This window comes from Streptomyces sp. NPDC059524, assembly GCF_042749255.1.
GTDB classification, from domain to species: domain Bacteria; phylum Actinomycetota; class Actinomycetes; order Streptomycetales; family Streptomycetaceae; genus Streptomyces; species Streptomyces xanthii.
The window spans coordinates 38,459-61,766 of sequence record NZ_JBHYTK010000029.1; the positions used below are offsets into that span (position 1 = coordinate 38,459).

28 protein-coding genes and 1 pseudogene are annotated in these 23,308 nt (G+C 73.1%); 10 read left to right on the top strand and 19 right to left on the bottom strand.

The features are described 5' to 3' along the window. Together ACFW9D_RS11490 and ACFW9D_RS11495 are read right to left on the bottom strand one after the other, a co-directional pair. Window positions 1–1,269 carry an AMP-binding protein gene (locus ACFW9D_RS11490; protein ID WP_384620489.1) on the bottom strand — a complete coding sequence of 423 codons (1,269 nt, stop codon included), beginning with the start codon at window positions 1,267–1,269 and terminating at the stop codon, window positions 1–3. 122 nt (window positions 1,270–1,391) lie between these two features. After that, window positions 1,392–2,087, bottom strand: coding sequence for a DUF899 family protein (locus ACFW9D_RS11495; RefSeq protein ID WP_384620492.1), 696 nt, complete (start codon window positions 2,085–2,087; stop codon window positions 1,392–1,394). Between the two features lie 183 nt (window positions 2,088–2,270). Between ACFW9D_RS11495 and ACFW9D_RS11500 the strand changes: the two genes are divergently transcribed. Next, complete coding sequence (locus ACFW9D_RS11500) at window positions 2,271–2,915, top strand: hypothetical protein (RefSeq protein WP_384620495.1); 645 nt, start codon at window positions 2,271–2,273, stop codon at window positions 2,913–2,915. 12 nt (window positions 2,916–2,927) lie between these two features. On the opposite strand, the gene ACFW9D_RS11505 is transcribed toward ACFW9D_RS11500, so the two are convergent. The 4 genes from ACFW9D_RS11505 to ACFW9D_RS11520 all read right to left on the bottom strand — a co-directional run bounded on the left by ACFW9D_RS11505 (window position 2,928) and on the right by ACFW9D_RS11520 (window position 5,666). Beyond that, on the bottom strand, window positions 2,928–3,305 hold the full coding sequence (locus ACFW9D_RS11505; RefSeq protein WP_384620550.1) for a PaaI family thioesterase: 378 nt from the start codon (window positions 3,303–3,305) through the stop codon (window positions 2,928–2,930). A gap of 182 nt (window positions 3,306–3,487) precedes the next feature. Next, a complete protein-coding gene (locus tag ACFW9D_RS11510) occupies window positions 3,488–4,771 on the bottom strand; it encodes an MFS transporter (RefSeq protein WP_384620498.1) in 1,284 nt (427 codons plus the stop codon). Further along, complete coding sequence (locus ACFW9D_RS11515; RefSeq protein WP_384620501.1) at window positions 4,762–5,286, bottom strand: MarR family winged helix-turn-helix transcriptional regulator; 525 nt, start codon at window positions 5,284–5,286, stop codon at window positions 4,762–4,764. Before ACFW9D_RS11515 ends, ACFW9D_RS11510 begins: the two co-directional genes overlap by 10 nt. 53 nt (window positions 5,287–5,339) lie before the next feature. Further along, on the bottom strand, window positions 5,340–5,666 hold the full coding sequence (locus ACFW9D_RS11520) for a rhodanese-like domain-containing protein (protein WP_384620504.1): 327 nt from the start codon (window positions 5,664–5,666) through the stop codon (window positions 5,340–5,342). Window positions 5,667–5,702: 36 nt separating this feature from the next. Between ACFW9D_RS11520 and ACFW9D_RS11525 the strand changes: the two genes are divergently transcribed. After that, on the top strand, window positions 5,703–6,338 hold the full coding sequence (locus ACFW9D_RS11525; protein WP_384620506.1) for a TetR/AcrR family transcriptional regulator: 636 nt from the start codon (window positions 5,703–5,705) through the stop codon (window positions 6,336–6,338). Window positions 6,339–6,350: 12 nt separating this feature from the next. Here the strand turns inward: ACFW9D_RS11525 and ACFW9D_RS11530 are convergent, their stop codons facing one another. Beyond that, a complete protein-coding gene (locus ACFW9D_RS11530) occupies window positions 6,351–7,046 on the bottom strand; it encodes a type 1 glutamine amidotransferase domain-containing protein (protein ID WP_384620509.1) in 696 nt (231 codons plus the stop codon). Window positions 7,047–7,221: 175 nt separating this feature from the next. Between ACFW9D_RS11530 and ACFW9D_RS11535 the strand changes: the two genes are divergently transcribed. Beyond that, window positions 7,222–7,992, top strand: coding sequence for an SGNH/GDSL hydrolase family protein (locus ACFW9D_RS11535; RefSeq protein ID WP_384620512.1), 771 nt, complete (start codon window positions 7,222–7,224; stop codon window positions 7,990–7,992). Between the two features lie 46 nt (window positions 7,993–8,038). Here the strand turns inward: ACFW9D_RS11535 and ACFW9D_RS11540 are convergent, their stop codons facing one another. Next, window positions 8,039–8,935, bottom strand: a complete 897-nt coding sequence (locus tag ACFW9D_RS11540; protein WP_384620515.1) for an NADP-dependent oxidoreductase — start codon at window positions 8,933–8,935, stop codon at window positions 8,039–8,041. A gap of 163 nt (window positions 8,936–9,098) precedes the next feature. Here ACFW9D_RS11540 and ACFW9D_RS11545 point away from each other — a divergent pair, with 163 nt between their 5' ends. Next, window positions 9,099–9,533 carry a winged helix-turn-helix transcriptional regulator gene (locus ACFW9D_RS11545; RefSeq protein WP_384620517.1) on the top strand — a complete coding sequence of 145 codons (435 nt, stop codon included), beginning with the start codon at window positions 9,099–9,101 and terminating at the stop codon, window positions 9,531–9,533. A 7-nt stretch (window positions 9,534–9,540) separates the two neighbouring features. Here ACFW9D_RS11545 and ACFW9D_RS11550 read toward each other — a convergent pair whose 3' ends face one another. Continuing rightward, window positions 9,541–9,837, bottom strand: a complete 297-nt coding sequence (locus ACFW9D_RS11550; protein WP_188340672.1) for a hypothetical protein — start codon at window positions 9,835–9,837, stop codon at window positions 9,541–9,543. A gap of 149 nt (window positions 9,838–9,986) precedes the next feature. On the opposite strand from ACFW9D_RS11550, the gene ACFW9D_RS11555 reads away from it, so the two are divergent. Continuing rightward, entirely contained in the window at window positions 9,987–10,469 is a 483-nt protein-coding gene (locus ACFW9D_RS11555) for a DUF3592 domain-containing protein (RefSeq protein WP_384620519.1), read from the top strand. Between the two features lie 42 nt (window positions 10,470–10,511). On the opposite strand, the gene ACFW9D_RS11560 is transcribed toward ACFW9D_RS11555, so the two are convergent. The 4 genes from ACFW9D_RS11560 to ACFW9D_RS11575 all read right to left on the bottom strand — a co-directional run bounded on the left by ACFW9D_RS11560 (window position 10,512) and on the right by ACFW9D_RS11575 (window position 12,944). Continuing rightward, on the bottom strand, window positions 10,512–11,660 hold the full coding sequence (locus ACFW9D_RS11560; protein ID WP_384620522.1) for an RNA polymerase sigma factor: 1,149 nt from the start codon (window positions 11,658–11,660) through the stop codon (window positions 10,512–10,514). Between the two features lie 8 nt (window positions 11,661–11,668). After that, on the bottom strand, window positions 11,669–12,085 hold the full coding sequence (locus ACFW9D_RS11565) for a YciI family protein (protein WP_188340675.1): 417 nt from the start codon (window positions 12,083–12,085) through the stop codon (window positions 11,669–11,671). 149 nt (window positions 12,086–12,234) lie between these two features. After that, window positions 12,235–12,630 carry a VOC family protein gene (locus ACFW9D_RS11570; RefSeq protein ID WP_188340676.1) on the bottom strand — a complete coding sequence of 132 codons (396 nt, stop codon included), beginning with the start codon at window positions 12,628–12,630 and terminating at the stop codon, window positions 12,235–12,237. Then, on the bottom strand, window positions 12,627–12,944 hold the full coding sequence (locus ACFW9D_RS11575) for a helix-turn-helix transcriptional regulator (protein ID WP_188340677.1): 318 nt from the start codon (window positions 12,942–12,944) through the stop codon (window positions 12,627–12,629). Before ACFW9D_RS11575 ends, ACFW9D_RS11570 begins: the two co-directional genes overlap by 4 nt. 87 nt (window positions 12,945–13,031) lie before the next feature. Here ACFW9D_RS11575 and ACFW9D_RS11580 point away from each other — a divergent pair, with 87 nt between their 5' ends. From ACFW9D_RS11580 to ACFW9D_RS11590, 3 genes are all read left to right on the top strand, one after another. Then, window positions 13,032–14,051 (top strand): TrmB family transcriptional regulator, encoded by a 1,020-nt coding sequence (locus ACFW9D_RS11580; RefSeq protein WP_384620525.1) that lies wholly within the window; start codon window positions 13,032–13,034, stop codon window positions 14,049–14,051. A gap of 163 nt (window positions 14,052–14,214) precedes the next feature. Then, complete coding sequence (locus ACFW9D_RS11585) at window positions 14,215–17,604, top strand: S8 family serine peptidase (protein WP_384620528.1); 3,390 nt, start codon at window positions 14,215–14,217, stop codon at window positions 17,602–17,604. Between the two features lie 44 nt (window positions 17,605–17,648). Beyond that, window positions 17,649–18,842 carry an amidase family protein gene (locus tag ACFW9D_RS11590; RefSeq protein WP_384620530.1) on the top strand — a complete coding sequence of 398 codons (1,194 nt, stop codon included), beginning with the start codon at window positions 17,649–17,651 and terminating at the stop codon, window positions 18,840–18,842. Window positions 18,843–18,847: 5 nt separating this feature from the next. Here the strand turns inward: ACFW9D_RS11590 and ACFW9D_RS11595 are convergent, their stop codons facing one another. Beyond that, a complete protein-coding gene (locus ACFW9D_RS11595) occupies window positions 18,848–19,240 on the bottom strand; it encodes a VOC family protein (protein ID WP_384620533.1) in 393 nt (130 codons plus the stop codon). A gap of 108 nt (window positions 19,241–19,348) precedes the next feature. Then, window positions 19,349–19,807 carry a MarR family winged helix-turn-helix transcriptional regulator gene (locus ACFW9D_RS11600; protein ID WP_384620536.1) on the bottom strand — a complete coding sequence of 153 codons (459 nt, stop codon included), beginning with the start codon at window positions 19,805–19,807 and terminating at the stop codon, window positions 19,349–19,351. Window positions 19,808–19,927: 120 nt separating this feature from the next. On the opposite strand from ACFW9D_RS11600, the gene ACFW9D_RS11605 reads away from it, so the two are divergent. Then, window positions 19,928–20,824 carry an alpha/beta fold hydrolase gene (locus ACFW9D_RS11605; protein WP_384620539.1) on the top strand — a complete coding sequence of 299 codons (897 nt, stop codon included), beginning with the start codon at window positions 19,928–19,930 and terminating at the stop codon, window positions 20,822–20,824. A 134-nt stretch (window positions 20,825–20,958) separates the two neighbouring features. Then, window positions 20,959–21,531, top strand: a complete 573-nt coding sequence (locus tag ACFW9D_RS11610) for a dihydrofolate reductase family protein (protein ID WP_384620542.1) — start codon at window positions 20,959–20,961, stop codon at window positions 21,529–21,531. A gap of 29 nt (window positions 21,532–21,560) precedes the next feature. Here ACFW9D_RS11610 and ACFW9D_RS11615 read toward each other — a convergent pair whose 3' ends face one another. From ACFW9D_RS11615 to ACFW9D_RS11630, 4 genes and pseudogenes are all read right to left on the bottom strand, one after another. Further along, window positions 21,561–22,193 carry a DsbA family protein gene (locus ACFW9D_RS11615; protein WP_384620545.1) on the bottom strand — a complete coding sequence of 211 codons (633 nt, stop codon included), beginning with the start codon at window positions 22,191–22,193 and terminating at the stop codon, window positions 21,561–21,563. Between the two features lie 86 nt (window positions 22,194–22,279). Continuing rightward, a complete protein-coding gene (locus tag ACFW9D_RS11620; RefSeq protein ID WP_188340686.1) occupies window positions 22,280–22,639 on the bottom strand; it encodes a DoxX family protein in 360 nt (119 codons plus the stop codon). Continuing rightward, window positions 22,636–23,091 (bottom strand): hypothetical protein, encoded by a 456-nt coding sequence (locus ACFW9D_RS11625; RefSeq protein WP_384620547.1) that lies wholly within the window; start codon window positions 23,089–23,091, stop codon window positions 22,636–22,638. Before ACFW9D_RS11625 ends, ACFW9D_RS11620 begins: the two co-directional genes overlap by 4 nt. Window positions 23,092–23,100: 9 nt before the next feature. After that, window positions 23,101–23,223 (bottom strand): annotated as a pseudogene (locus ACFW9D_RS11630) (helix-turn-helix domain-containing protein); the annotation flags it as partial. Window positions 23,224–23,308: the final 85 nt, after the last annotated feature.

Below are 23,308 nucleotides of genomic sequence, written 5' to 3' on the forward strand. Positions count from 1 at the left end.
TCAGGCGCCGGCGCGGCCCGTCACCAGCAGCCCGCCGTCGGCGCCCCGCCGCACGAGTACTCCCGTACGGAACCGGCCGTCGGAGGTGAAGGCCTCGGCGTCGGCGTCCGGCGCCCGGTAGTAGCCGCGTGTCACCGACGGCCCCCGGACGAGGAGTTCACCGATGTCACCGTCCCCGTCCACCGTGAACTCGTCGTCGGACGTGAGGGGGTGGAAGGTGCTCTCCCCGGATCCGGAGAGCGCGGTCACGCCCTCCGGCAGGGTGAGGAACTGCCGTGTCTCACAGTCGAGTTCACGCCCAGACTGGTCACTGCCGGTTGAAGGGGTCAGGATCAGCCGGAGGCTCTTGAGGGGGCCCGGGCCGGAGGCTCGCCAGGCTTCCAGGTCGGCCGATGCGAGCGTGGCCACGGTGACCTGCTCGTCCGCGACCAGCGGGAGGCAGGCGGCGGGCCCGGGATCGTCGGCGAGGACGACCGTGCCGCCGCACAGGAGCGTGCCCACGATCCCCGGGCAGCCGGACGCGAGCAGCGACTCGGCCGGGAGCGCCGCCAGATGGACGTCCTGCGCGCTCAACCCCACCGCCGCACCGGAGGCCCGGACCTGGTACGCGTACGCGTCGTGCGTGCGCGGCACGAGTCGGGGCGCGCCGTCGGGGCCCGGCACGACGAGCAGGAAGGCCACCTCGCCCGCGCCGTGCACCGGGGCCGGCTCCGGCGCCGCGTCCACCGACCCCAGCGGGAAGAAGTGACAGCCCGAGGAGTCGATCGACATGCCGCCGTAGGGGGACTCCGTGCCCGGCGGCTCGTAGGTGAACGCCCGCCGCAGGAACGGCCCTTCGGCCGCGAGCTCCGCGACCTCGGCCCGATGCGAGGCCGTGCCGACATGACCGGCCGCCTCACTGACCCGCACCACCTGCGCCAGCTCGCGCCCGCCGAGCGCCACCGGACACACCACCGGCACCGCGCCCACCCGCAGCAGCGCGAACAGGGTGATCACGGCCTCCGGCACGTTCGGCAGCCGCACCACGACCCGCTGCCCCCGCCGCAGCCCGCGCAGCCGAAAACCGGCGGCCGTGCGCTCCACCCGCCGGTTCAGCAGCCCGTACGTGAGCCGCGTCGCCCCGTGCACCAGCGCCATGCGCGGCGCCTGCCGCCGTGCCGTGTCGGACAGCAGGTTGTCGAGCGTGACGCCGCGCCAGTGCCCGATCGACCGGTACCGGTCGACGAACTCCTCGGGCCACGGCGTCCAACCGTCGAGCATGGGTGTCATGCGCTTCCTCCCTCGTGACCCCGGCAGTCCAAGCCGTGGCCGTCGGGGCGCACAAGACGCGGTCCCCACGAGGCCCGGCGGCCCCGGTCGGCGGAACGTCCAACCGGGCCGCCGGCCGGGTGTCAGGAGCGGCCCTCCCCGTACGCCTCCGCGATCTCCTCCGAACTCGCCCAGCGGCTGTACGTCGGCTGCTGCGGCCAGCCCTCGGGGGAGTCCTGCCAGACCTCCTGGCGTCCGTAGGGGAGCACGTCGGCGAGGGCGAAGAGATGGCTGAGCTGCTCGACGCCGCGGCCGCCCGTGTGCCATGTGCGGTAGACCTTGTCGCCGTCGCGCAGGAAGACGTTGACGGCGAAGCCCCCGTCCGGCGGTGCGCCGACATCGCTGCCGAACGGGCTGTTCGCGGTCGAGTACCACGGCATCTTGTTGCCCACCTTGCGCCGGTAGGCGAGCGCCTCGTCGATCGGGCCCTGGGTGACGACGACGAACCGCGCGTCGAACTTCTCCAGGCCGAGCTGGCGCGTGAACTGGGAGGTGAAGCCGGTGCAGCCGCTGCACTGCCACTCCGCGCCCTCGTGCCACATGTGGGAGTACACGATGAGCTGGGAGTGGTCGCCGAAGATCTCGGCGAGCCGCACCGGACCGTCCTCGCCCTCCAGAACGTAGTCCGGCATCTCGACCATCGGCAGCCGGCGGCGCTGCGCGGCGATGGCGTCGAGTTCGCGGGTGGCGGCCTTCTCCCGCACCCGCAGCGCCGCCAGTTCCTTCTCCCAGGTGGCTGTGTCGACTACGGGCGGCAGGGCGTTCGAGCTGGTGGACATGGTGCCTCCGTACGGGTCGTGCGACCGAAAGGTGTGGCCTGTCTGGGAGTACGGACCGTCCGGCGGCCCGGAACTCATCGGTCCGCCACCCACCGGATCCGTGCGGGCGCGCCACGTGTCAGGCTGTGCCGTCGACGACCCGTTTAGTACGGCACCGCGCCCCGCACCGCAGGAGAGATCCCGATGCCCACGCCTCACCCGCTTCTCGCCCACTTCACCGACGCCGCCGACGGGCGCTTCCCGCCCTGCGACGGGTCCGTGACGGTGCTGCCGCCGCTGGCCGGGGGCCTGGAGTGCTCCGTGGCGTTCACCGGACACGCGGTCGTCGCGACGGCGCTGCCCGAGGCCGAGGTGCTCGCCGAGGGCCCGGACGCCTTCGGCGGATCCATGGCGGCGCACTTCCTGCACCGGCTCGCCGGTCCCGGCGGCTGGACCGGCTGCGTGGACGCGATCCTCGTGGCCCGGGGGACGGGCGGACCGGCACGCCTGCCCGAGGTCACCTCGCAGGAGGCGATGGACCACCCGCGCGTCCGGTACGCGCGCGAGATCCGCTCCGGTGTCACCGTCCACGGCGACGAGCGCGGCCTGGTCATCCTGGCCGACGGGCTCGCCGGACGCCGCGAGCTGAGCATCGAACTGCACGCGTCGGAGCAGACCGGCAAGGGCGTCGGGCGGGCGCTCATCGAGGACGCGCTGAGCCTCGTCGAGGCCGGCGAGCCGCTGTTCGTCGCCGTGTCCCCGGGCAACGCCCGCTCCCTGCGCGCCTTCCTGTCCGTCGGGTTCGTCCCCATCGGCAGCGAGGTGGTCGTGCGGCCGAACCGAGGCTGACCGGCGGCGCGTTCAGGGCCGGGGCGCGTCGAGCCGGATGAGCGTCTGCTGCCCGTTCGCGACGAGCGCCCGGCGCCCGTCGTCGTGCACGCCGAACACCTCCAGGCGGCACACGGTCAGCGTGCGGCCGGAGCGCAGCACCGTGCCCACGGCTTCGAGCCGGTCGCCGACGGCCGGCGCCAGAAGATTGATCTTGTACTCGACGGTGAGCACCTCGGAGCCCTCGGGGAACAGCGTGAACGCGGCGTAGCCGCCCGCGCTGTCGGCGATGGAACTGGTGGCGCCCGCGTGGACGTAGCCGTGCTGCTGGCCGACCTCGGGCCGGGCGGGCAGCTCGATGTGGACGCGGCCGGGGGCGATCACGGTCAGCCGGGCGCCGAGGAGCCGCATCAGGCCCTGCCGGTCGAAACTGTCCTGGACGCGCTCGCGCACCTCGGGGCTCACCTGCTCCTGCGCGGTCTCTTCCACGGGTCCTCCTCGATCGTCCACGGGTCCTCCTCGCTCCTCGCGCGTGGGCCGGCTCGGGACGCCACCCGCCGCGTCGTACGCGTGCCCGGCCGGCACGTCACGGATCACTGCGGCTCGGGCTGTGTGCGGCCGAACCGGCGGGTTCCGTCCCGCAGTTCGGTCGCCGTGACGGCCACCGCCGCGACCGCGCCCACGCAGAGCAGGCCGCCGCTGACCAGCGCCGCCGAACCCGAGAACGCGTGGGCGACGAGGCCGCCGCGCAGATTGCCGAGGTCCGGCCCGGCCTGCCCGACGATCTGCTCGGCGGCCCCGACCCGGCCCAGGAGTTCGCGTGGGGTGTGCGTCTGCAGGACGGTCCCGCGCGAGACGACGGTCAGGGTGTCGGCGGCCCCCGCCACGGCCAGACACACGAGCCCGGCCCACGGTGCGGACACGAGACCGAACACGGTCAACGAGGCGCCCCAGCCCGCGGATCCGGCGAGCATCACCAGGCCGGGGCGGGGCAGCCGGGTGAACGTCCCCGAGAAGACGGACGCGGTGACCCCGCCGACGGCGATCGCCGTCAGGAACAGGCCGAGCGTGCCCGGATCGCCCCCGAAACGCTCGGAGTTGACGAGAGGGAAGAGGCTCACGGGCATCGACAGGACCGTCGTCGCGAGATCCGTGAGCAGCGCCCCGCGCACCACGGGCGTCCGCGTCATGAACGCGAGCCCGTCCGCGACACCCCGTAGTCCAGGACGCGCGACCACGTCCCCCGGGCTCATCCGCGGCAGTCCGCGCGCGCCGAGCCACGCCGCGACGAACGTGGCGGCGTCGATCGCGTAGCACGCCCCGACGCCCCACGCGCCGACGATCAGTCCGCCCAGCGCGGGGCCGAGCAGCATCGCGCCCTGGAACGCGATCCGGCGCAGGGCCAGCCCCGCGGCCACCTGGTGCGCGGGCAGCAGATGCGGGACGAAGGCCCGTGAGGCCGGGCCGCCGCCGGCCGCGCAGCAGGACTGCAGCGCGACGAGGACCAGCACCCCGGCGACGGGGGCCTGACCGAGGAAGCCCTGCGCGGCGAGCAGGACGGCGAACACCGTCTGCCCCGCGGTCGTGACCAGGTAGACGACGCGCCGGTCCACCCGGTCGACCAGCGATCCGGCGAACAGGCCGAGCGCGATGAGGGGGACCGCCTGGGCCAGCCCCACGGCCCCCGTCCACACCGTGCTCCCGGTCGAGCTCCACACCTGGAACATGACCGCGACCAGCGTCATCTGGCCGCCCAGCCCCGACAGGCTCTGACCGATCCACAGGCGCCGGAACGGCGCCGAAGTGCGCAGCGGCGAAACGTCGATCAGCGAGCGGCCCAGTCCCCGGCGGCCTCGTCCCGTGCCGGTCAGTCCCATGCCGGGTCCTCCGCGAGCTTCGCGGCGATCCGGTCGTGGAAGCTGGTGCGGGCGAGCGCCGCCTCGATGTCCGTGACGACCCGCGACAGCGGATAGGGCAGCTCCGCCTCCAGCTCCGCGAGCGCGGCCTCGGTCGCCCGCCACTCCGCGGCGAGCCGCGCCACGACCTCGTGCGCCCGCTCGGTGAGCTCGACCTTCCGGGTGCGGGCGTCGTCGCCGACGACGGTTCGCACCCATCCGGCCTTGCGCATCGCCGCGACCTTCTGGCTCAGCGCCGAATGGGTGCGCTCCACCGAGTCGGCCAGCTCGGCGATGGTCATGGGGCCGCGCGCGTGCAGCCGCAGCAGCTCCATGACCCAGGTCGGCTTGAGCCCCTCGATGCGCCGGTCGGCGTAGACGCGACCGATGTCGGCGTCCATGGAGGCCTGCAGCTGCCACAGGGGCCGCCACAGACTCCGCTCGGTCGGGTCGTCGGGAAGGTCCGGCTGGGGTGTCCGTGCGCGCGAGTCGGCCATGCCGACACTGTAACAGTACTTATATAAGCGCTGTCACAATTGCGCGGCGCGGGTCAGGAGGACTCGACGGGCAGGCCCGCGCCGGTCCAGTCCTCGATGCCCTCGCGGTACTTGCGGACGTTCGTGTATCCGAGGGCGGTGAGGCGGTCGGCGACCTGTCCACTGTTGGGGCACGCGGGGTTGGAGCAGTAGGTGACGATCGCCGCGTCGAGGTCCGGGAGCAGGTCCGCCGCGCGGGTGTCGACGTCGGCCCGGACCAGCGCCAGGGCGCCGGGTAGGTGCTGCTTCGCGTAGTACTCGCCGCCCAGTGCGTCGACCACCGTCACGGCGCCCGCGTCTATTCCGGCTTTGAGTTCGTCTCGCGTGATGAGTGCCGTCATGTCGCTGCCTCTCGAGAATCGGACTATAGTCCGTTTGTGGCTCACGACGATAACGGACTGCAGTCCGATTCTGCAATGCTCCTCGAGATTCTTCGCACCCCGCCGCCGAAGGAGCAGGAGCGCTCGGCGCGCAACCGCGCGGCTGTGCTGGAGGCGGCCGCGCGTCTTTTCGCCGAACACGGCGTGGAGGCGGTCTCGATGGACCAGGTGGCCGCGGCCGCCGGGGTCGGCAAGGGCACGCTGTACCGCCGCTTCGGCGACAAGTCGGGGCTGGCTGTCGCGCTCCTGGACGCTCGTGAGCGTGTCCTGCAGGAGGGGATCCTCCAGGGGCCGCCGCCGCTCGGTCCCGGAGCGGCGCCCGAGGTGCGGCTCGCGGCCTTCGTGGACGCCTATCTCGACTACCTGCTGGAGAACCTGACCCTCGTTCGCACGTCCGAGACCGCCGCGGTCGGTGCCCGTTACCGGGTGGGGGCGTACCGCTTCTGGCACCGGCACGCGGCGATCCTGCTGGCGGGCGCGCCCGACCCTGAGTATGCGGCGCACGCCCTGCTCGCGCCGCTGGCCGCCGAGCACGTGGCGGCGGTCCTGCCCGAACTCGGCGAGGAGCGCGTCAGGGCGGGGGTGCGCGGGCTGGCTGCCTCGCTGGCGCGAGCGGCCGACCCGCGGTCGTGAAACCGCTGCGGCTCAGCCCAGCAGCTTGAGGAGTTCGATGGCGACCGGCTCGGCGGAGGCCGGGTTCTGGCCCGTGACGAGGCGGCCGTCGACGACCACCTTCGCCGCCCACGGCTCGCCCTCCTGCACGTTCACTCCGGCCTCGGTGAGGCGGTCCTGGAGCAGCCACTCGGCCTGGGCCGCGAGGCCCGCCTGCTCCTCCTCCGTGTTCGTGAACGCGGTCACCATGTGCCCCGCGAAGGCGTTCGTGCCGTCCTCCCGGGTCGCCGCGAGCAGGGCCGCCGGTCCGTGGCAGACCACGCCGAGCGGCTTGCCGGAGTCCAGCGCGCGGGTGAGCAGCCGCCCGGAGTCCGCGTCGACGGCCAGATCCTCCATCGGCCCGTGGCCGCCGGGGTAGTACACGGCGCCGTAGTCGGCGAGGTCCACGTCCGTCAGGGCGATCGGGTGCCGGAGTTCGGTCATCGAGTCGAGGGTGGCGGCCACGCGGTCGGCGTTCTCCTGCCCGTCGTTGAACTCGGGCGCCAGGCTGCCCCGGTCGACCGGCGGCACGACCCCGCCCGGCGTGGCGACGACGATCTCGTGCCCGGCCGCCTTGAACGCCTCGTACGGCGCGACGGCCTCCTCCGCCCAGAATCCCGTGGGGTGCCGCGTGCCGTCGGCCAGGGTCCAGTGGTCGGCGCCGGTCATCACGAAAAGGATCTTCGACATGGGTGCTCTCCTCCGAGGCGGCGATGTGCCTTCGACCGTAGGCCCGCGGGCCTCCGCCCACCAATGGCGGCGCGGGCCGGTGGGCTGTCCGGGGCCCGCGACGGAGAGGGGACAGTAGGGGGCGAGCAATACGGGACTAGAGGAGTAATCAATTAGTTGAGTAAGGTGTGGGTTCATGACCACGTACCTGCGCTACGTCGCGATCGGCGACTCCCAGACGGAAGGGCTCGGGGACGGTGACGAGGCCTCCGGGTACCGGGGCTGGGCCGATCGGCTCGCCGAACAACTGGCGGACGCCGAGCCGGAGTTCACCTACGCCAACCTCGCCGTGCGCGGCCTGCAGGCTGCCCGGATCCGGGCCGGGCAGCTCGGCCCGGCCCTCGCGCTGCGGCCCGACCTCGTGTCGGTGATGGCCGGCATGAACGACGTGGTCCGGCCGGGCTTCCGGCCCGAACCCGTCGCGGCGGAGGTCGAGGCCATGTTCGCGGAGCTCACGGACGCGGGCGCGCACGTGCTCACGTTCACGTTCCCGGACCTCACCCGTCTGACGCCGGCGCTCTCGGCGCTGCGCCCGCGCCTGACCGACTTCAACGGGCGCCTTCGCGAGGCGGCCGCGCGGCACGGCGTCACCGTCGTCGACGCGTCCGGGTCTCCCGTGGCCGTCGACCCGCGGATGTGGAGCGCCGACCGGCTGCACGCCTCCCCGGCCGGTCACGCGCGGATCGCCCGCGCCGCGGCGGAGGCGCTCGGGCTGCCGGGCAGCGACGCGTCCTGGCGGGACCCGCTGCCACCGATGCCGCCGTTGCCCGCCTGGCGCCGCACCGCACTGGATCTCGCCTGGGCGGGATCCTTCCTCGGGCCCTGGGCCTGGCGCCGCGTCACCGGACGCTCCTCCGGCGACGGCCGCCACGCCAAACGTCCCGAGCCCGCACCGGTCCGCGCGTAGCCCGCGGGGCGGTAACGGGCCCGGGGGCACCTTCAGCGGGGCGGACTCAGGGGACCAGGACAAGACGGCCCGGCAGGCCGCCCTCCGCCAGACGCGTGTGCGCCTCGGCCACCTCGTCGAGCGCATAGGTGCGCGCGACGCGCGGCAGCAGCACGCCCTCGTCGGTGAGCCGGGCCAGCTCGGCCAGGAGCGGGCCGTCGGCCTCGACGCTCAGCGCCTGGACGACGACGCCGCGCTCGGCCGCGGGCTCCTGCCCCGGCCACAGGCCCATGTACGCCCCACCGTCGCGGACCGCCTTCAGCGCGTCGGCGCCCAGCCCGGCCGCGTCGAGCACGCCGTCGAAGGCGCCGGCGCCGGGCTCCGTGCCGCGCGGCAGGAAGTGCGCGGCACCGCGCGAGCGCAGGAAGTCCTCCGCGTGGTCCGGGCCGAGCGCCGTGACCTCCAGGCCGCGGTGCGCGGCCAGCTCCACGGCGTGCGCGCCGACGCCGCCGCCCGCGCCCGTGATCAGCAGCCGCTGCCCGGGTCGCAGACCGAGCCGGTCCAGGGACTGGGCGGCGGTCAGGGTGTTCAGCGGCAGCGTCGCCGCGTGTGTGGCGTCCACGCTCTTCGGCGCACGGGCCACCGCCCCGGCGTCCAGCACGACCTGCTCGGCGTGCGTGCCCAGTTCCTTGTGGTGCCCCGTGAACAGGGCGAACACCGGGTCGCCGACCGCGAAGGGCGCGCCCTCGCCGACGGCGCCGACCGTCCCCGCGACGTCCCAGCCCAGGCCGGTCAGGTCGCCCCGGGCGCCGAAGACACCCGCGCGGGTGGCGGCGTCCACCGGGTTCAGCGCGGCGGCGGCCACCTGGATCAGTACCTGGCCGGGGCCCGGCGCGGGCACCGCGGTCTCGACGATCTCGATGGCTTCCGGTCCGCCGAAACGGGACACGACTGCGGCACGCATGGTCACGGGGTCTCCTCCTGAGGCTGGGGTCGCTCAGCGGAGTGTGCGCAGGTCCGGTTCCGCCCGGTGAAGCGCCTCTGATCTGGATTCATACCGCTGGTGCGTAACCCCATGGTGCGTCAGTATGGGGAGGCGTACAAAAGGCACACGCGTGTGCGGAACGATGACCAGGAAGGACGGGCACGACATGGAGGACCGGCACCCCGCGAGGCCCGCCGCGCCGACGGGACCGTGCGCCGCGTGGCCCGCCGAGAAGGGCGAGACGATCCGGCAGATCGTCGAGCGCGCCGGCGACAAGTGGACCGTACTCGTGGTGAGCGCCCTCCACGCGGGCCCGCTGCGCTACACGGACCTGCAGCGCTCCGTCCCCGGCATCTCCCAGCGCATGCTGACGCACACCCTGCGCCAGCTCCGCCGCGACGGCCTGGTCACCAGGACCGCCTACGCGGAGGTGCCGCCCCGCGTCGAGTACGAACTGACCCCGCTCGGCGCCTCCCTCATCGCCGCCGTCACGGCGCTCATCGACTGGGCGGGCACCCACCACGACGAGATCCACGAGCACCGCGCCCGCTTCGACGACGCGGAGCCCGCTTCCTGACGCGCCGTCAAGAAGCCTGGGTCCGGGGGCGGAAGGCCGGGCACGCGCACACCGGAGGCTTCGACCACGTCCACGGGCCGCTGCCGTAACTGTCGTTGCCCTCGCGAGGATCACCGTCCTCGTGGACGCAGCGACCGGAAGCCTTCCAGTGCTCGGAGCGCCCGTGCAGGCAGCCGCCGCACAGGGGATCCGGCGGACGGGGCGGCGGCAGGATCGAGCCGCTCCGCAGAATCAGCGCACAGGCCGTCAGACCCGCGAGGACGACCACGAGCCCGGCCAGACCGACGATGTGTTCCCCGCTCATGGACCCAACGTAGGAGCCGCGCGGGACCGGGGCGAGCGAATTGCGGGAGGGGCGCCGTCGAACGGCCCTGACCTGCTGCGATAACGTCCACCCTCCCGTGAGTTCCCCCACGAGCTGTACCGCGGGCCCCCACGAGCGAGAGGCAGGACATGAAGGATCGGCGACGCGGGCGCGGCGCGGGTTGGTGGATCACCTTCGGGGCGATCGCGTTCGGAGCGCTCTTCCTCGTCATCGGACTCGTCATGGGCGGTGTCTCGCTCTCGTACGTGACCTCGGCCGAGCAGGCCCGGGGCACCGTGGTCTCCCTGGAGTGGAGCGCCGGGGGCGGCGGCTACTCGGGCAGGAGCCGCTCCCGCAGCGGTCCCACGGCCCACCCGGTGGTCGAGTTCATCACGCGGGAAGGCCGGGCGACCACGTTCCGCAGCTCCATGGGTTCGAACCCGCCCGCCTACGACCTGGGGGAGCGGGTCGACGTGCTGTACCGCGCCGACTCGCCGGAGGACGCGAAGATCGACGGGTTCGTCTCGCTGTGGCTGCTGCCCCTCATCTTCACCGGTGTCGGCCTGCTCATCGGCGGGATCGCGACGGCGGTGGCGGTGCTGGTCCGCCGCAACCGGCGCGCCGCCGCCTGACAAGGCGTCACCACTCTTCCCCGCGGCGCGGGTTGCGTGCCTTCAGCTCTTCCTGAGCGCGGTGTTCAGCCGGGCGGCCTGGCGGGTCAGATAGTCGCGCTCCGCGAGGTTCGACGCGGCGTGCGCCGCCTCCGCGTACAAGCGCGCCGCCGTGCCCGGATCGCCGTCCTTCTCGTGCAGGTACGCCGCGACGGCGGTGTGCCGGGGCAGGGCGGGATCGAGTTCGGCGAGCGCGGCCAGGCCCGCGCGGGGCCCGTCCGCCTCGCCCACCGCGACCGCGCGGTTGAGGCGGGCCACCGGGCTGCCGGTCAGCCGCACCAGTTCGTCGTACCACTCGACGATCTGCACCCAGTCCGTCTCCTCCGCCGTCTGCGCGTCCGCGTGCAGCGCCGCGACGGCCGCCTGGGCCTGGAACTCGCCGAGCCGGTCCCGGGCCAGCGCCGACTGCAGGATCGTGATGCCCTCGGCGATCGCCGTCGTGTCCCAGCGCGTGCGGTCCTGCTCGGCGAGCGGGATCAGGGCGCCGTCCGCAGCGGTGCGGGCGGCGCGCCGCGCGTGGTGCAGCAGCATCAGTGCCAGCAGCCCCGACACCTCGGGGTGGTCGACCACCGCCGCGAGCTGACGGGTGAGCCGGATCGCCTCGGCCGCGAGGTCGACATCGCCCGAGTACCCCTCGTTGAAAACGAGATACAGGACCCGCAGCACGGTCGCCACGTCCCCGGGCCGGTCCAGACGTTCCTTCGACACCGTCCGCTTGGCACGGCTGATGCGCTGCGCCATGGTCGCCTCGGGGACCAGGTAGGCCTCGCTGATCTGCCGGGTCGTGAGCCCGCCGACGGCCCGCAGGGTGAGTGCCACCGCCGACGCCGGCGTCAGCGAGGGGTGCGCGCACAGGAAGTACAGCTGAAGCGTGTCGTCCGTGCTCGGGGCCGGTCCCGGCGGCGGCTCCTCCTCCACCCGGTCCTCGCGCCGCCGCCGTGCCGCCTCGGACCGTGTCGCGTCGAGGAACTTCCGCCAGGCCGCCGTGACCAGCCAGCCCTTCGGATCGCGCGGCGGGTCCGCGGGCCAGACCCGCAACGCCTCGACCAGCGCGTCCTGCACGGCGTCCTCGGCCGCCGCGAAGTCTGCTCCGCGGCGGACGAGGACCCCGAGGACCTCGGGGGTGAGGCTGCGCAGCAGGCGCTCGTCCATCGAGGACGTCACCCGTGGCACGCGTCGGCGTCGGGCGCGGAGGTCAGGAACGGACGCACCTCCAGCCACTCGTGGATCGGCTTGCCGCCGGCGCCCGGTGCGGCGGACAGCTCCCCGGCCAGCTCGACGGCGCGCTCGTAGCTGTCCACGTCGATGACCATCCAGCCGGCGATGAGGTCCTTCGTCTCCGCGAAGGGACCGTCGGTGACCGGCGGCCGGCCCTCTCCGTCGTACCGGACCCAGGCGCCCTCCGGCGCGAGCGCCTGCCCGTCGACGAACTCCCCGGTCTTCTCCAGCCGGTCCGCGAAGTCCCGCATGAACTGGATGTGCGCCGAGATCTCCTCAGGCGTCCACTGGTCCATGCAGACGTCGTTGAGCGGGGCCGGGGCGCCGCGGTAGTGCTTCAGAAGCAGGTACTTGGCCATGGTCTTCTCCTCGGTTCCGGTGCGGCCATTGTGGCCGCCTGCACCCCTGGGACGAAGCAGCCCACGGCGTCTCGACATCACCTGCGGACTTTCTCGAAAATTTTTTCCGGGGCGTTCCCAGAGGCGTTCTCGGGGGCCGTTCTCGGGGGCTAAGGCTTCGGCTCGGTCGCGATCTGGACCAGGTTGCCGCAGGTGTCGTCGAGGACGGCCATGGTGATCGGACCCATCTCCAGGGGCTCCTGCGTGAAGTGCACGCCGAGGGCCCGCAGCCGCTCGTACTCCGCGTGGACGTCGTCGACGGCGAACTGGACGAGCGGGATGCCGTCCTTCACCAGGGCGTCGCGGTACGGCTTCACGGCCGGGTGCCCGGCGGGCTCCAGCAGCAGCTCCGTGCCGCCCGGCTCCTCGGCGGAGACGACCGTCAGCCAGCGGTCCGTCTCGCCGACGGGCACGTCGTGCTTCTTCACGAAGCCGAGGACCTCGGTGTAGAAGTGCTCGGCCTTGGCCTGGTCGTCGACGAACACGCTGGTCAGGTGGATCTTCATGAGCTGCTCTCCTCCGGGGTGGGTCCCGTCCGGGACGAGGTGGTCGGCACGGGCCACCGCTGGGTGATCTGCCGCAGCGGCGCCGTGTCCAGGTCGTGGTACTTGTAGCGGCCCTCCCGCCGCGTCCTGACGAGTCCGGCCGACTCCAGCACCGCCAGGTGCTGGGAGACCGCCTGCCGCGACAGGCCGAGCCCGTGCTTCATGCTCAGCCGTGCGCATATCTCGAACAGGGTCTGCCCCGACCGCTCGGTGAGCTCGTCGAGGATCGTGCGCCGCGTGGAGTCGGCGAGGGCTTTGAACAGGTCGTCGGCCACGCGACCCAGCATAGGCAAGTGTCCACTTGCCTATCAACCGGGGAGGCTCCGCCGCCCGGGTTATGGTGCCGCCGGAAAGGGGAGCGGATGCTGCGGGAACTGGGACTGAGCCGGGACGAGGAAGCGGTGTACACCGCGCTGCTGACACGGCCGGTGGCCTCGGTCACCGAGCTCGTCAGACGAACCGTGCTGACGGAGTCCGAGGTGATCCGCGTCCTGGACGATCTGGCACTGCGCGGACTGGTGGCGGTCGACGCGGCGGCCGCGACGGCGTGGGACGGGTCCGAGGGGGAGCGCTCGCCGGCCGGGTACCGGCTGGCTCCGCCGTCCGTGGCGCTCGCCCCCTTCCTCGTCGAGCAGCGCAACGCGCTCCAGCGCGCCGAGACCGCCTTCTCGATGGTGACCGAGCAGTACCGCAGCGCGGTCGCGCACCCGGCGGGCGGCGTCGTCGAGGTCGTCGTCGGCGTGGAACAGGTGGCGCACCGATTCCACCAGTTGCAGCGCGGCGCCCAGCAGGAGCTGCTCACCTTCCTCGTCGGCGAGCCCAGGGCGGTGCGTCGGGCCGACGCCGACGTGTCCGAGTCGTTCGCGCTGGAGCGCGGTGTCGCCTTCCGGGCCGTGGCCGCGCAGGACTACCTCGACGGGGACGGCGTCCTGGGGGACGTGCACGCCGGCCTCGCGGCCGGTCTCGAACTGCGGCTGGCCGACACCCTGCCCCTGAAGATGCTCGTGTCCGACCGCGAACGGGCCATGGTGCCGCTGGACATGACCGATTCCGACGGTGAGCCGAGCGCCATCGTCGTCCACCGCAGCGGCCTGCTGGGCGCGCTCGTCCACCTCTTCGAGCGGGAGTGGGAGAAGGCGCGTCCCCTGCGCGTCGCCGCCGGCGGCGTGCGGGTGGAGGAGGAGTCGCCGGACGATCCCACCGAAGGCGAACTCGCTGTGCTGGCTCTGCTGTTGGCGGGAGTCTCCGACCGCCGGGCGGCCGCGCAGCTCGGTGTGTCGGTACGCACCGTGGAACGGCGCACGCGGCGCCTGATGGACCTCGCCGGAGCCGACTCGCGCCTCCAGTTGGGCTGGCACGCCGCCCGCGCCGGCTGGCTCTGACCCGGGCGGCGGACGCGCCCGGAGCCCGGCGCTCCGGTACGGCCTCGTGTCGGGATTCCGACATGAGGCGGACCCGCCACCTCCGCCACCCCTGAACCCCCTCGGATCTCTGCCACGCTGCGACCGCACGATGGTGTGCTCACGGTTTCGAACAGGGAGATCCATGCGTCCCCACAGACATGCAGTTCTGGGCGCTGCGTCCGTCGCCGCCCTCGCCCTCACCGGCGTGGCGGCCTCCACCGCGGCGGCCGGACCACCGGGCGGGAACCCGGCGACGCGCCACGTCCTCGGGGACACGGGCACCGCGGCCAAGGGCGGGAAGCGTTCGACGGTCACGCTCGTCACCGGCGACCGGGTACTCGTCGTCACCGACTCCGCCGGCCGCAGCAGCGCGAGCGTCCTGCCCCGCGAGGACGGCACCCGGCCCACGATCCAGACCTACCAGCGGGGCAAGGACCTCTACGTCCACCCCGAGAGCGCCGCCGGGGCGATAGCCGACGGCACGGTCGACGAGCAGCTGTTCAACGTCACCGGACTCATCCGCCAGGGGTACGACGACGCGCACACCAAGACGCTGCCGCTGATCGCCACCTTCCGCTCCGGGGCGACGGTCGGGACGCAGGCCGCCGTCCCCGAGGGCGCCGAGCACGTCGTCGACCTGCCCGCCGTGGACGGTGTCGCGCTCGCGGCGGACAAGAAGGACGCCACCGCCTTCTGGAAGGACGTCAGCTCGCCCCGGACCCGTACCGGTGCCGCGCTCGAGAAGCTCTGGCTGGACGGCAAGGTCAAGGGCACCCTCGACCGCTCCACCGCCCAGGTGCGCGCTCCCGAGGCCTGGGCCGAGGGCTACGACGGCAAGGGCACCAAGGTCGCCGTCCTCGACACCGGCGCCGACGCGGAACACCCGGACCTGTCCGACCGCATCGCCTCCTCCCAGAACTTCACCGACTCCTCCTCCACCGACGACAAGGTCGGCCACGGCACCCACACCGCGTCCACCGTCGGCGGGTCGGGCGCCGCGAGCGACGGAAAGAAGAAGGGTGTCGCCCCCGGCACCTCGCTCCTCATCGGCAAGGTGCTGAACGACGGCGGCTCGGGCCAGCAGTCCTGGGTCATCGCCGGCATGCAGTGGGCCGTCGACCAGAAGGCCGACGTCGTCTCCATGAGCCTCGGCAACCCCGCCGTCGGCGACTGCACCGACCCCGTCTCCGAAGCCGCGAAGTCCCTCTCGCGCAACACCCACAGCCTCTTCGTCGTGGCCGCGGGGAACGCGGGCCCCGGCGCGGAGACCGTGTCCTCGCCCGGCTGCGTCCCCGGCGTGCTGACCGTGGGCGCCGTCGACCGCGACGACTCGACCGCGCAGTTCTCCAGCCGCGGCCCCGTCGCCGTCACCCACACGCTCAAGCCCGAGATCGCCGCCCCCGGCGTCGGCATCTCCGCGGCGAGCGCGGGCGGCCGCGGCGTCTACGCGTACCGCACGATGTCCGGCACCTCCATGGCCACCCCGCACGTCGCGGGCGCCGCCGCCGTCGTCCGGCAGGCCCACCCCGACTGGACGGCGCAACAGATCAAGGCGGCGCTCGTCTCCTCGGCCCGGACCGGCGACACCGTCCCGGGCGCCGACGAGACCGGCAGCGGCGTGCTGGACGTCGCTGCCGCCGTCCACCAGAAGGTCGTCGCGGCCCCGGCCGTGCAGGGCGGCAGCTTCGACTGGCCGCAGAGCCCGTCGGACCGCACGACCGTGACGGTGCCCTTCACGAACACCACCGGCAAGGCCGTCACCCTGGACCTGAAGGTCGACGGGGTGCACGGCAACGACGGCAGCGCCGTCCGTTCGGGCGTCTTCGAGATCCCCGGCGGCAACGTCACCGTCCCGGCCGGCGACACCGTCGACGTACCGGTCCGCGTCGACCCCACCGCACACCTGGAGGACCACCAGTACGGCGCCGTCACCGGCCGAATTCTCGCCACGGGCGACGGCGCGCACGTCTCCGTCCCGGTCACGGCGTACATCCAGCCGAAGACCGTCACGCTCCGGGTCAAGGTCGTCGACCGCGACGGCGAACCCGCCGCGGGCGGATCCTCCCTCGACGTCGTCAGCCTCGACACCGACAAGGGCGAGCGCCGCACGAACGGCGGCGCGCAGGACCAGACCTTCCAGGTCCGTCCGGGCGACTACGCGATCAGCAGTTTCGTGTCCACCTACGCCGACGACATGAAGACGGTGACGTCGGTCAGCTACCTCGGCCGCCCCCAGCTGCACATCGCCGGTGACACGACCGTCGTCCTCGACGCCCGCACCGCGCACCGGCTGAGCCTGCGCACCGAGCGGCCCTCGAAGATCGGCAACACCGCGCTCAGCTACGCCCGTTCGTGGGACGACATCTGGCAGGTCTCGGCGTCGCTCCTGACGGACGCCTCCGTGCAGGACTTCTTCGCGGACGTCGAGGGCCGCGCCGACGACGGCGCCTTCGAGTTCCGTCCCACCTTCCGCGCCGAGGGCTCCGAGGACGGCGAGCCGTACGTCTACAACCTGTCGTTCCCGATGTCCGGCCCGCTGCGCTCCGACCGCGAACTGCGGCCCCGCGACGCCGAACTGGCCCGTGTCACCGAGAAGTGGCACGCGCTGGGCAAGGAAGCCGACTACCTCGACGCGCTGTGGGTGCGGCGCCCCGGTAGCGCCGGCCTCATCGCGGTCAGCCCCTACGGCAAGGTCCACGTGCCCGTCACCCGCACCGCCTACTACACGACGGGCGACGAGCGCTGGTACCACGGCGCCATGACGAGCTTCCCCTTCGCCGCGTTCATGGGCGACCAGGAGCGCACCTACAGCGCCGGCCAGCGGCGCACCGAGGAGTGGTACGGCGGCCCGCTGCGCCCGACCGCGCCCCGGGACGCGGACGGCAAGCTCATGCTCACCGGTGAGCGCCAGGCCGACATGATCGGCTTCCAGACGGCCCAGTGGAACGACAGCTCGGACGACCACTGGACCTACGGCGGCTCCTTCGGCGACCTCGGCAAGCTGGAGCTCAAGCGCGACGGCGAGGTCATCGGGACGCGCATCGACCCGTACGGTGCCTTCAAGGTGCCGGACGACGCCGCCGACTACGAGCTCACCCAGACGCTCGGGAAGATCCTCTCCGGCGACCGGAACTGGCTGCGCTCCACCGCCGCCACGACCACCTGGGGCTTCCGCTCCCACCGCGAGGACGACGTCTACTCGCGCGGCCTGCCCATGCTCTTCCCGGCGTACGACGTCCCGGTGGACGGCATGAACACGCTGCCCGCCGAGAGCGGTGTCAAGGTCGGCCTCTCCGTCGAGGGACACGCCGGATACACCCCGGCCGAGATCACCGAGGCCACCCTCGCGTACTCGTACGACGACGGCGCCACCTGGACCGAGGCGCCGGTCGAGCGGCACGACGGCCGCTGGACGGCCGTGCTCGACCACACCGGTGCCACGGGCAAGCAGGTCATGCTCAAGGCGCACTTCGCCGACGCCGACGGCGCGAAGGTCACCCAGACCGTCACCCGTGCCTACGACGTGAGGTGACGGACCGCCAGAAACCCACGGCACCCGCCCTCTAGGCTGGGGCGATGCCCGGACTTCCAGAAGCACACACGGCTCTGACGGCCTCGGCGACCGCATGCGAGATCGCCGAGGCCGTCAGGCGTCGTGACGTGTCGGCCCGGTCCGTCGCCGAGTCGGCCCTGCAACGCATCGCCCTGCGCGACGGACTGCGGGCTTTCACCGGCCTGCTGCCGGCCGCCGCGCGGGAGCGGGCCGCCGAGGTGGATCGGCGCATCGCCGCGGGCGAGCGGCTGCCGCTGGCCGGGGTGCCGCTCGCCGTCAAGGGCACCGAGGGCCTGGCCTCGGACCAGACCCGGCTGCTCGTGGCGGCGGGCTGCGTCCCCGTGGGCACGACCTCCACGCCGGGGCCGGGCACCGCGTGGCAGACCTGGGGGGACACCCCGCGCGGCCCCACGCTCAACCCCTTCGACCCGGACCGCAGCCCGGGCGGATCCTCGGCCGGCTCGGCCGCGGCGGTGGCGGCGGGCCTCGTGCCGGTCGCCACCGGCAGCGACGGCGCCGGGTCCGTGCGGATCCCCGCCGCCTGGTGCGGAGTCATCGGCCTCAAGCCCACCAACGGCCGGGTGCCCGCCCGGGACCGCGCCGGACTCAACATCGCGGGCCCGCTCGCCCGCACGGCCGCCGACGCCGCCGCGTACCTCGACGCCCTCGCCGGCACCACGACTCTTCCGGGCCTGGCCCCGCCCCACCGCCCCCTGCGCACGATCTGGTCCCCGACCCTGGGCTTCGCCGCCACGGACGAGGCGATCGCCGCTACGGCCCGGACCCTGCTGTACGCGCTGACCGCGTCCGGGGCGCTGGAATCCGTCGACGCCCCGGTCCGGCTCACCGACCCCGCCGACTGCTGGCGCGGCCTGCGCGGCGGGGACCCGGAGCGCGTCACCCGCGCCCGCCGGGAGGCGGCCGGACTCACCGATCAGGTCGACGCCGTCTTCACGCACACCCCGGCCGACCTGATCGCCACCCCGGTCACCCCGAACCCGCCGCACGGCCACGAGGGCCCCGGGCCCACCTTGAGCGTGGCCCTGACCTGGACGTTCAACATCACCGGCCATCCGGCGATCAGCCTCCCGGCGGGCCGCACCCCGCAGGGAGCACCGGTCGGCCTGCAACTCGCCGCCCGGCGAGGCCGGGAGGAGGACCTCCTGGCCGTGGCCCGCGCCCGCGAACTCCTGCGCGGCCCGGGCGATCCGGACTAGTGCCGCTACGGGGCCAGCGTGCGCAGCACGCAGAACTCGTTGCCCTCAGGGTCCGTCATGACCACCCAGCTGCGGTCCGGGCCCTGTCCGACGTCCGCCTTGGCGGCGCCGAGCGCGAGCAGCCGGGCCACCTCGTCCTCGGTGCTGCCGTCGATCGGGCTGACGTCGAGATGCAGCCGGTTCTTCTTCGACTCCTTGCCCTCGGGCACCCGGATGAACACCAGGGTCGGCGGCATCTGGCGCGCCCGGACCTCCTCCACGGTCGGCGCCCAGGAACCGATCTCGACGAGGTCCTCGCGCTGTTCGAGCACCTTGAAGTCCAGGACCGCGCACCAGAAGGCCGCGAGCGCCTCCGGGTCGTGACAGTCGACGACCAACTCGGTGAACCTGCTTGTCATGACGCTCCCCGGTAGACGGACGGACTCAGAGTATGGACCACGCCGTCGAGTCCCGGAGGGGCGACCGCGGTCCTGCTCCCTGATCCAGCCTGATCGGGAAGAAGGGCCCTAGCCGTCAGCGGCCGCCGTCTTCCGCACGCCCTCCAAAAAGCCCCGGATCGCGTCCAGTTGGTGTTCGTCGTACGTCGTGAGCAGCTCCGTCGTCCGCTGGATCAGGGGGCCGAAGTGGGCCTGGCCGAGCGCGACCGCCTGCTCGTCGACGACGACCGTCACCTTGCGGCGGTCCCGCTCCCCGCGCTCGCGGCGCACGTGCCCCGCCCGCTCCAGCCGGTCGACCAGCGCCGTCGTCCCGGCCGAGTTGAGGCCGAGCGCCGCGCCCAGGGAACCGGCCGTGGTCTCCTCGCCCGCGCGCGCGGCGTCCATCAGGGCGATCAGGGCCCGCACATCGGTGGGGTGCATGCCGTTCTCCCGGGCGAACCGGGCGCTGTGCAGCCCCAGTTCGACGACCACCGCGCGCAGCAGGTGCACGATCTCCCGCTCGGACCCCGCGGGCCTCGACTCGGACACGGGCGCCACCTCCGACTATCATCTCGCTCAGCAACCATCTCGCTCGACGAGATATTAGTCGAGCGAGGCAGTGGCCCGAGAAGGCATCGGCTCGACCGCAGATCAGGGGGTTGTACCGCCATGAGTCCACGCGCCGCCGTCCACGACACGCCCCACCCGCACGCCTACGACCCGGCCGTCTTCAGCGCCGCGTACGAACGGGTCCTCGGCAAGTGGCCCGCACCGCACAGCTCCGTCACCGTCCCCACCCCGTTCGGCGCCACCCACGTGAACGTATGTGGTCCCGCCGACGGTCCGCCCGTCCTCCTGCTCCCGGGCGGCGGAGGCGCGACCTCCGCCCCCTGGTACGCGCAGGCCGCCGCACTGTCCCTTACACGCCGGGTGCACGCCGTCGACCTGATCGGCGCCCCGGGCCGCAGCGTGCCCGATCCCGGCCGCGGCCCCCGCACGCTCGACGACCTCATGGGCTGGCTGGGATCGGTCCTCGACGGACTGGGGCTCGGGAGCGCGGAAGTGGACCTGATCGGCCATTCCTACGGTGCCTGGATCGCCCTGCACCACGCCCTGCGTACCCCCGCCCGTACCCGGCGCCTCGTCCTGCTCGACCCGACGCAGTGCTTCGCCGGCTTCCGGCCCGTCTACCTCCTGCGCGCCCTGCCGATGCTCCTGCGGCCGACGCCCCGCCGCGTCCGCGCGTTCCTGGAGTGGGAGAGCGGTGGCGCCGACACCTTGGACCCCGACTGCCTGGCGCTCCAGGAGGCGGCCGCCCGTTTCCCCGCCCTGCGTCCCGCGACCGGCCCGCGCCCCGCCCCCGACGCCCTGAGCGCCTTCACGTCCCCGGCCCTGATCCTGTTCGCCGGAGCCGCCAAGGTGCACGACGCCCGTGAACTGGCGGCGACAGCACGGGAGTCGATGCCCGAGGCGACCGTGAAGGTGCTCCCGGGGATCGCCCACCACGCCCTGCCGCCCGCGCTCCCGGAGGCGACGAACCACCTGATCGCCAGGTTTCTCGACTGACCTGAACCGCCGCGCGGTGAAAAGGTGGGCCTTCAGGCGATGAGTTTTCCGGCGGGCCCGGGTCGTAGGAGTGACACAGCGAGACAGCGGGGCCGCCGGGCACCGCGAGGCCAGAGAAGATCGAGGACACACAGATGCGCACGCTCATCAGCACCGCTTTCGTCTCCCTGGACGGCGTCGTGGAGGCGCCCGGCGGCGAGGCGGGCTACCGCAACGCCGGATGGACCTTCAAGGACATCGAGTTCGTCCCGGAGGCCTACGAGATCAAGGGGCGGGAGCAGAAGGAGGCCTCGGCCATGCTGTTCGGCCGGACGAGCTACGAGGCGTTCAGCCCGGTGTGGCCGGCCATGGAGGAGTTCGCCGACTACAAGCCGCTGCCGAAGTACGTCGTCTCCACCACGCTCACCGACGACGCCCTCGTGTCCGACTGGGGCGACACGACCATCCTGCGCTCCCTCGACGAGGTCGCCGCCCTGAAGGAGACCGACGGCGGGCCGATCATCATGCACGGCAGCGCCACCCTGAACCGCGCGCTGTCCGACGCCGGGCTGATCGACCGCTACCACCTGCTCGTGTTCCCGGTGCTGCTCGGCGCCGGCAAGCGCCTCTTCAGCGAAACCGACAAGGACGCCCAGAAGCTGAAGCTCGTCGAGCACGAGGCGTACTCCAACGGGATCCAGATGAACGTCTTCGACGTCGTGCGCTGACCCCCGCGCCCCGCTCGGCCCCGGCCCGCTCAGGAGAAGTCCAGGCTGCCCGTCCGCTCGCGCTTCAGCTCGTAGAAGTGCGGCTGCCGGGCCAGGACCCGTACCGCGTCGAACACCTCGGCGGCCTCCGCGCCGCGCGGGATCGCGCCGAGCACGGGCCCGAAGAACGGGGTGCCGTCCAGGTGCAGCGTCGGCGTTCCGACGTAGGTGCCCGTCGCGGGGTCGGTCCCGGCGTCGTGGCTGCGCCGCAGCGTCGCGTCGTACGTGTCCGAGTGTGCGGCCGAGGCCAGCTCCGCGGGCAGCCCCAGCTCGGCCAGCACCTCCGCCGTCACCTGGTCGAAGTCCTCGGCGCGGTCCTGGTGGATGCGGGTGCCGTACGCCGTGTACAGGTCGCGCAGGATCTTGTCGTCGTGGAGCTCGGCCGCCGCGACGGCGACCCGCACCGGGCCGAGCGAGCGGTTCACCAGGTCCCGGTACCAGTCGGGCAGTTCGTTGCCCTCGTTGTGCAGGTACAGGCTCATCACGTGGAAGCGGACGTCGAGGTCGCGCAGCGGCTCCACCTCGAGGATCCAGCGCGAGGTGATCCAGGCGAACGGGCAGGCGGGGTCGAACCAGAAGTCCACTCGGGTGCGGTCGGCGTGCGGGGCGTGGTCTGTCGTCATGCCCTCAGTCTGCCGGTGATGTGGCCCTGAACCATGGGCCACATCAGGGCGGGTGCACTGGGCCATTCCGTGGCGTGCCCGGCCGGTCAGCCGCCGTACGACAGGGCGAGCGCGGCCAGGGAGAGGGCCAGCATGCCCAGGCAGTTGACCCAGAACTCCGAGCGCAGGAACCGGGCACGGACGTGCGCGTAGGACGCCGCCAGGAAGTAGCAGACGACGCCCGCGTTCGCCGCCGCGCCGACCCCGTCGGAGGAGAGGCCGACGATCAGGCCCGTGGCGGCGAGCAGCTTGATCGCGACGAGGGACCACCACCAGTCCTCCGGGAACCCCACCCCGCTCAGGCAGGCGCGGATGAACGCGGGCGGACGCACGGACATCAGGGCGTCCGCGGCGAGCACGCCCGCGAGCACCGCCTGCGGCCACCACGGGTCCGGGCTCAGGTTCATGACGGGTTCCCCTCTCGGTTCTCGATGATGAACTCCACGGCCGCGACCAGGTCCTCGACCGGACCTCCGAGGTCGTCGGTGCCGCTCCCCGCGCCCATGAACAGCGTGCCGAGATAGGCGAGGTGGACCGCCGTCGCGGCGCGCTCCGCCGCCGGGCGCGTGAACCCGTGCCGGGTCAGGACGTCGGCGATCTCGCGCCGCAGCACCCCGGCCAGCTCGTCGAAGACGCCCGCGCGGTGCCGGCCGGAGACGAGCGCGGCCGCGTAGTGGCGGGCCAGGTCCTGGTCGGCGGTGAAGACCTCGACGAACGGCGCGAACAGGGTCAGCACCTCGTCGACGGGGCGGCCCGGGGCCGCGGGCGCCCCCTGTGTGTCCCTGGCCGAGTGGAGTGCGGCGATCCGGCGGTCGAACAGCTCGACCAGGATCGCGGCCTTGTCGCCGACCGCCATCACGGTCCCGACGCTGACCCCGGCGTCCGCGGCGATGTCGCGGACGGTCGTCGACGCGTAGCCGCGCGCCCCGAAAAGCCGCTCGGCCGCGCCCAGGACCCCGGCCCCGGTCGCGGTGGAGGTCAGGGGAAACAGGGTGGGCGGGGTTTACCACGCAAGGGGTAACGTTTAGCTGATAAATTTTCTACTATATAGCTGGGGGTGGGGGGGGGCGCGATAG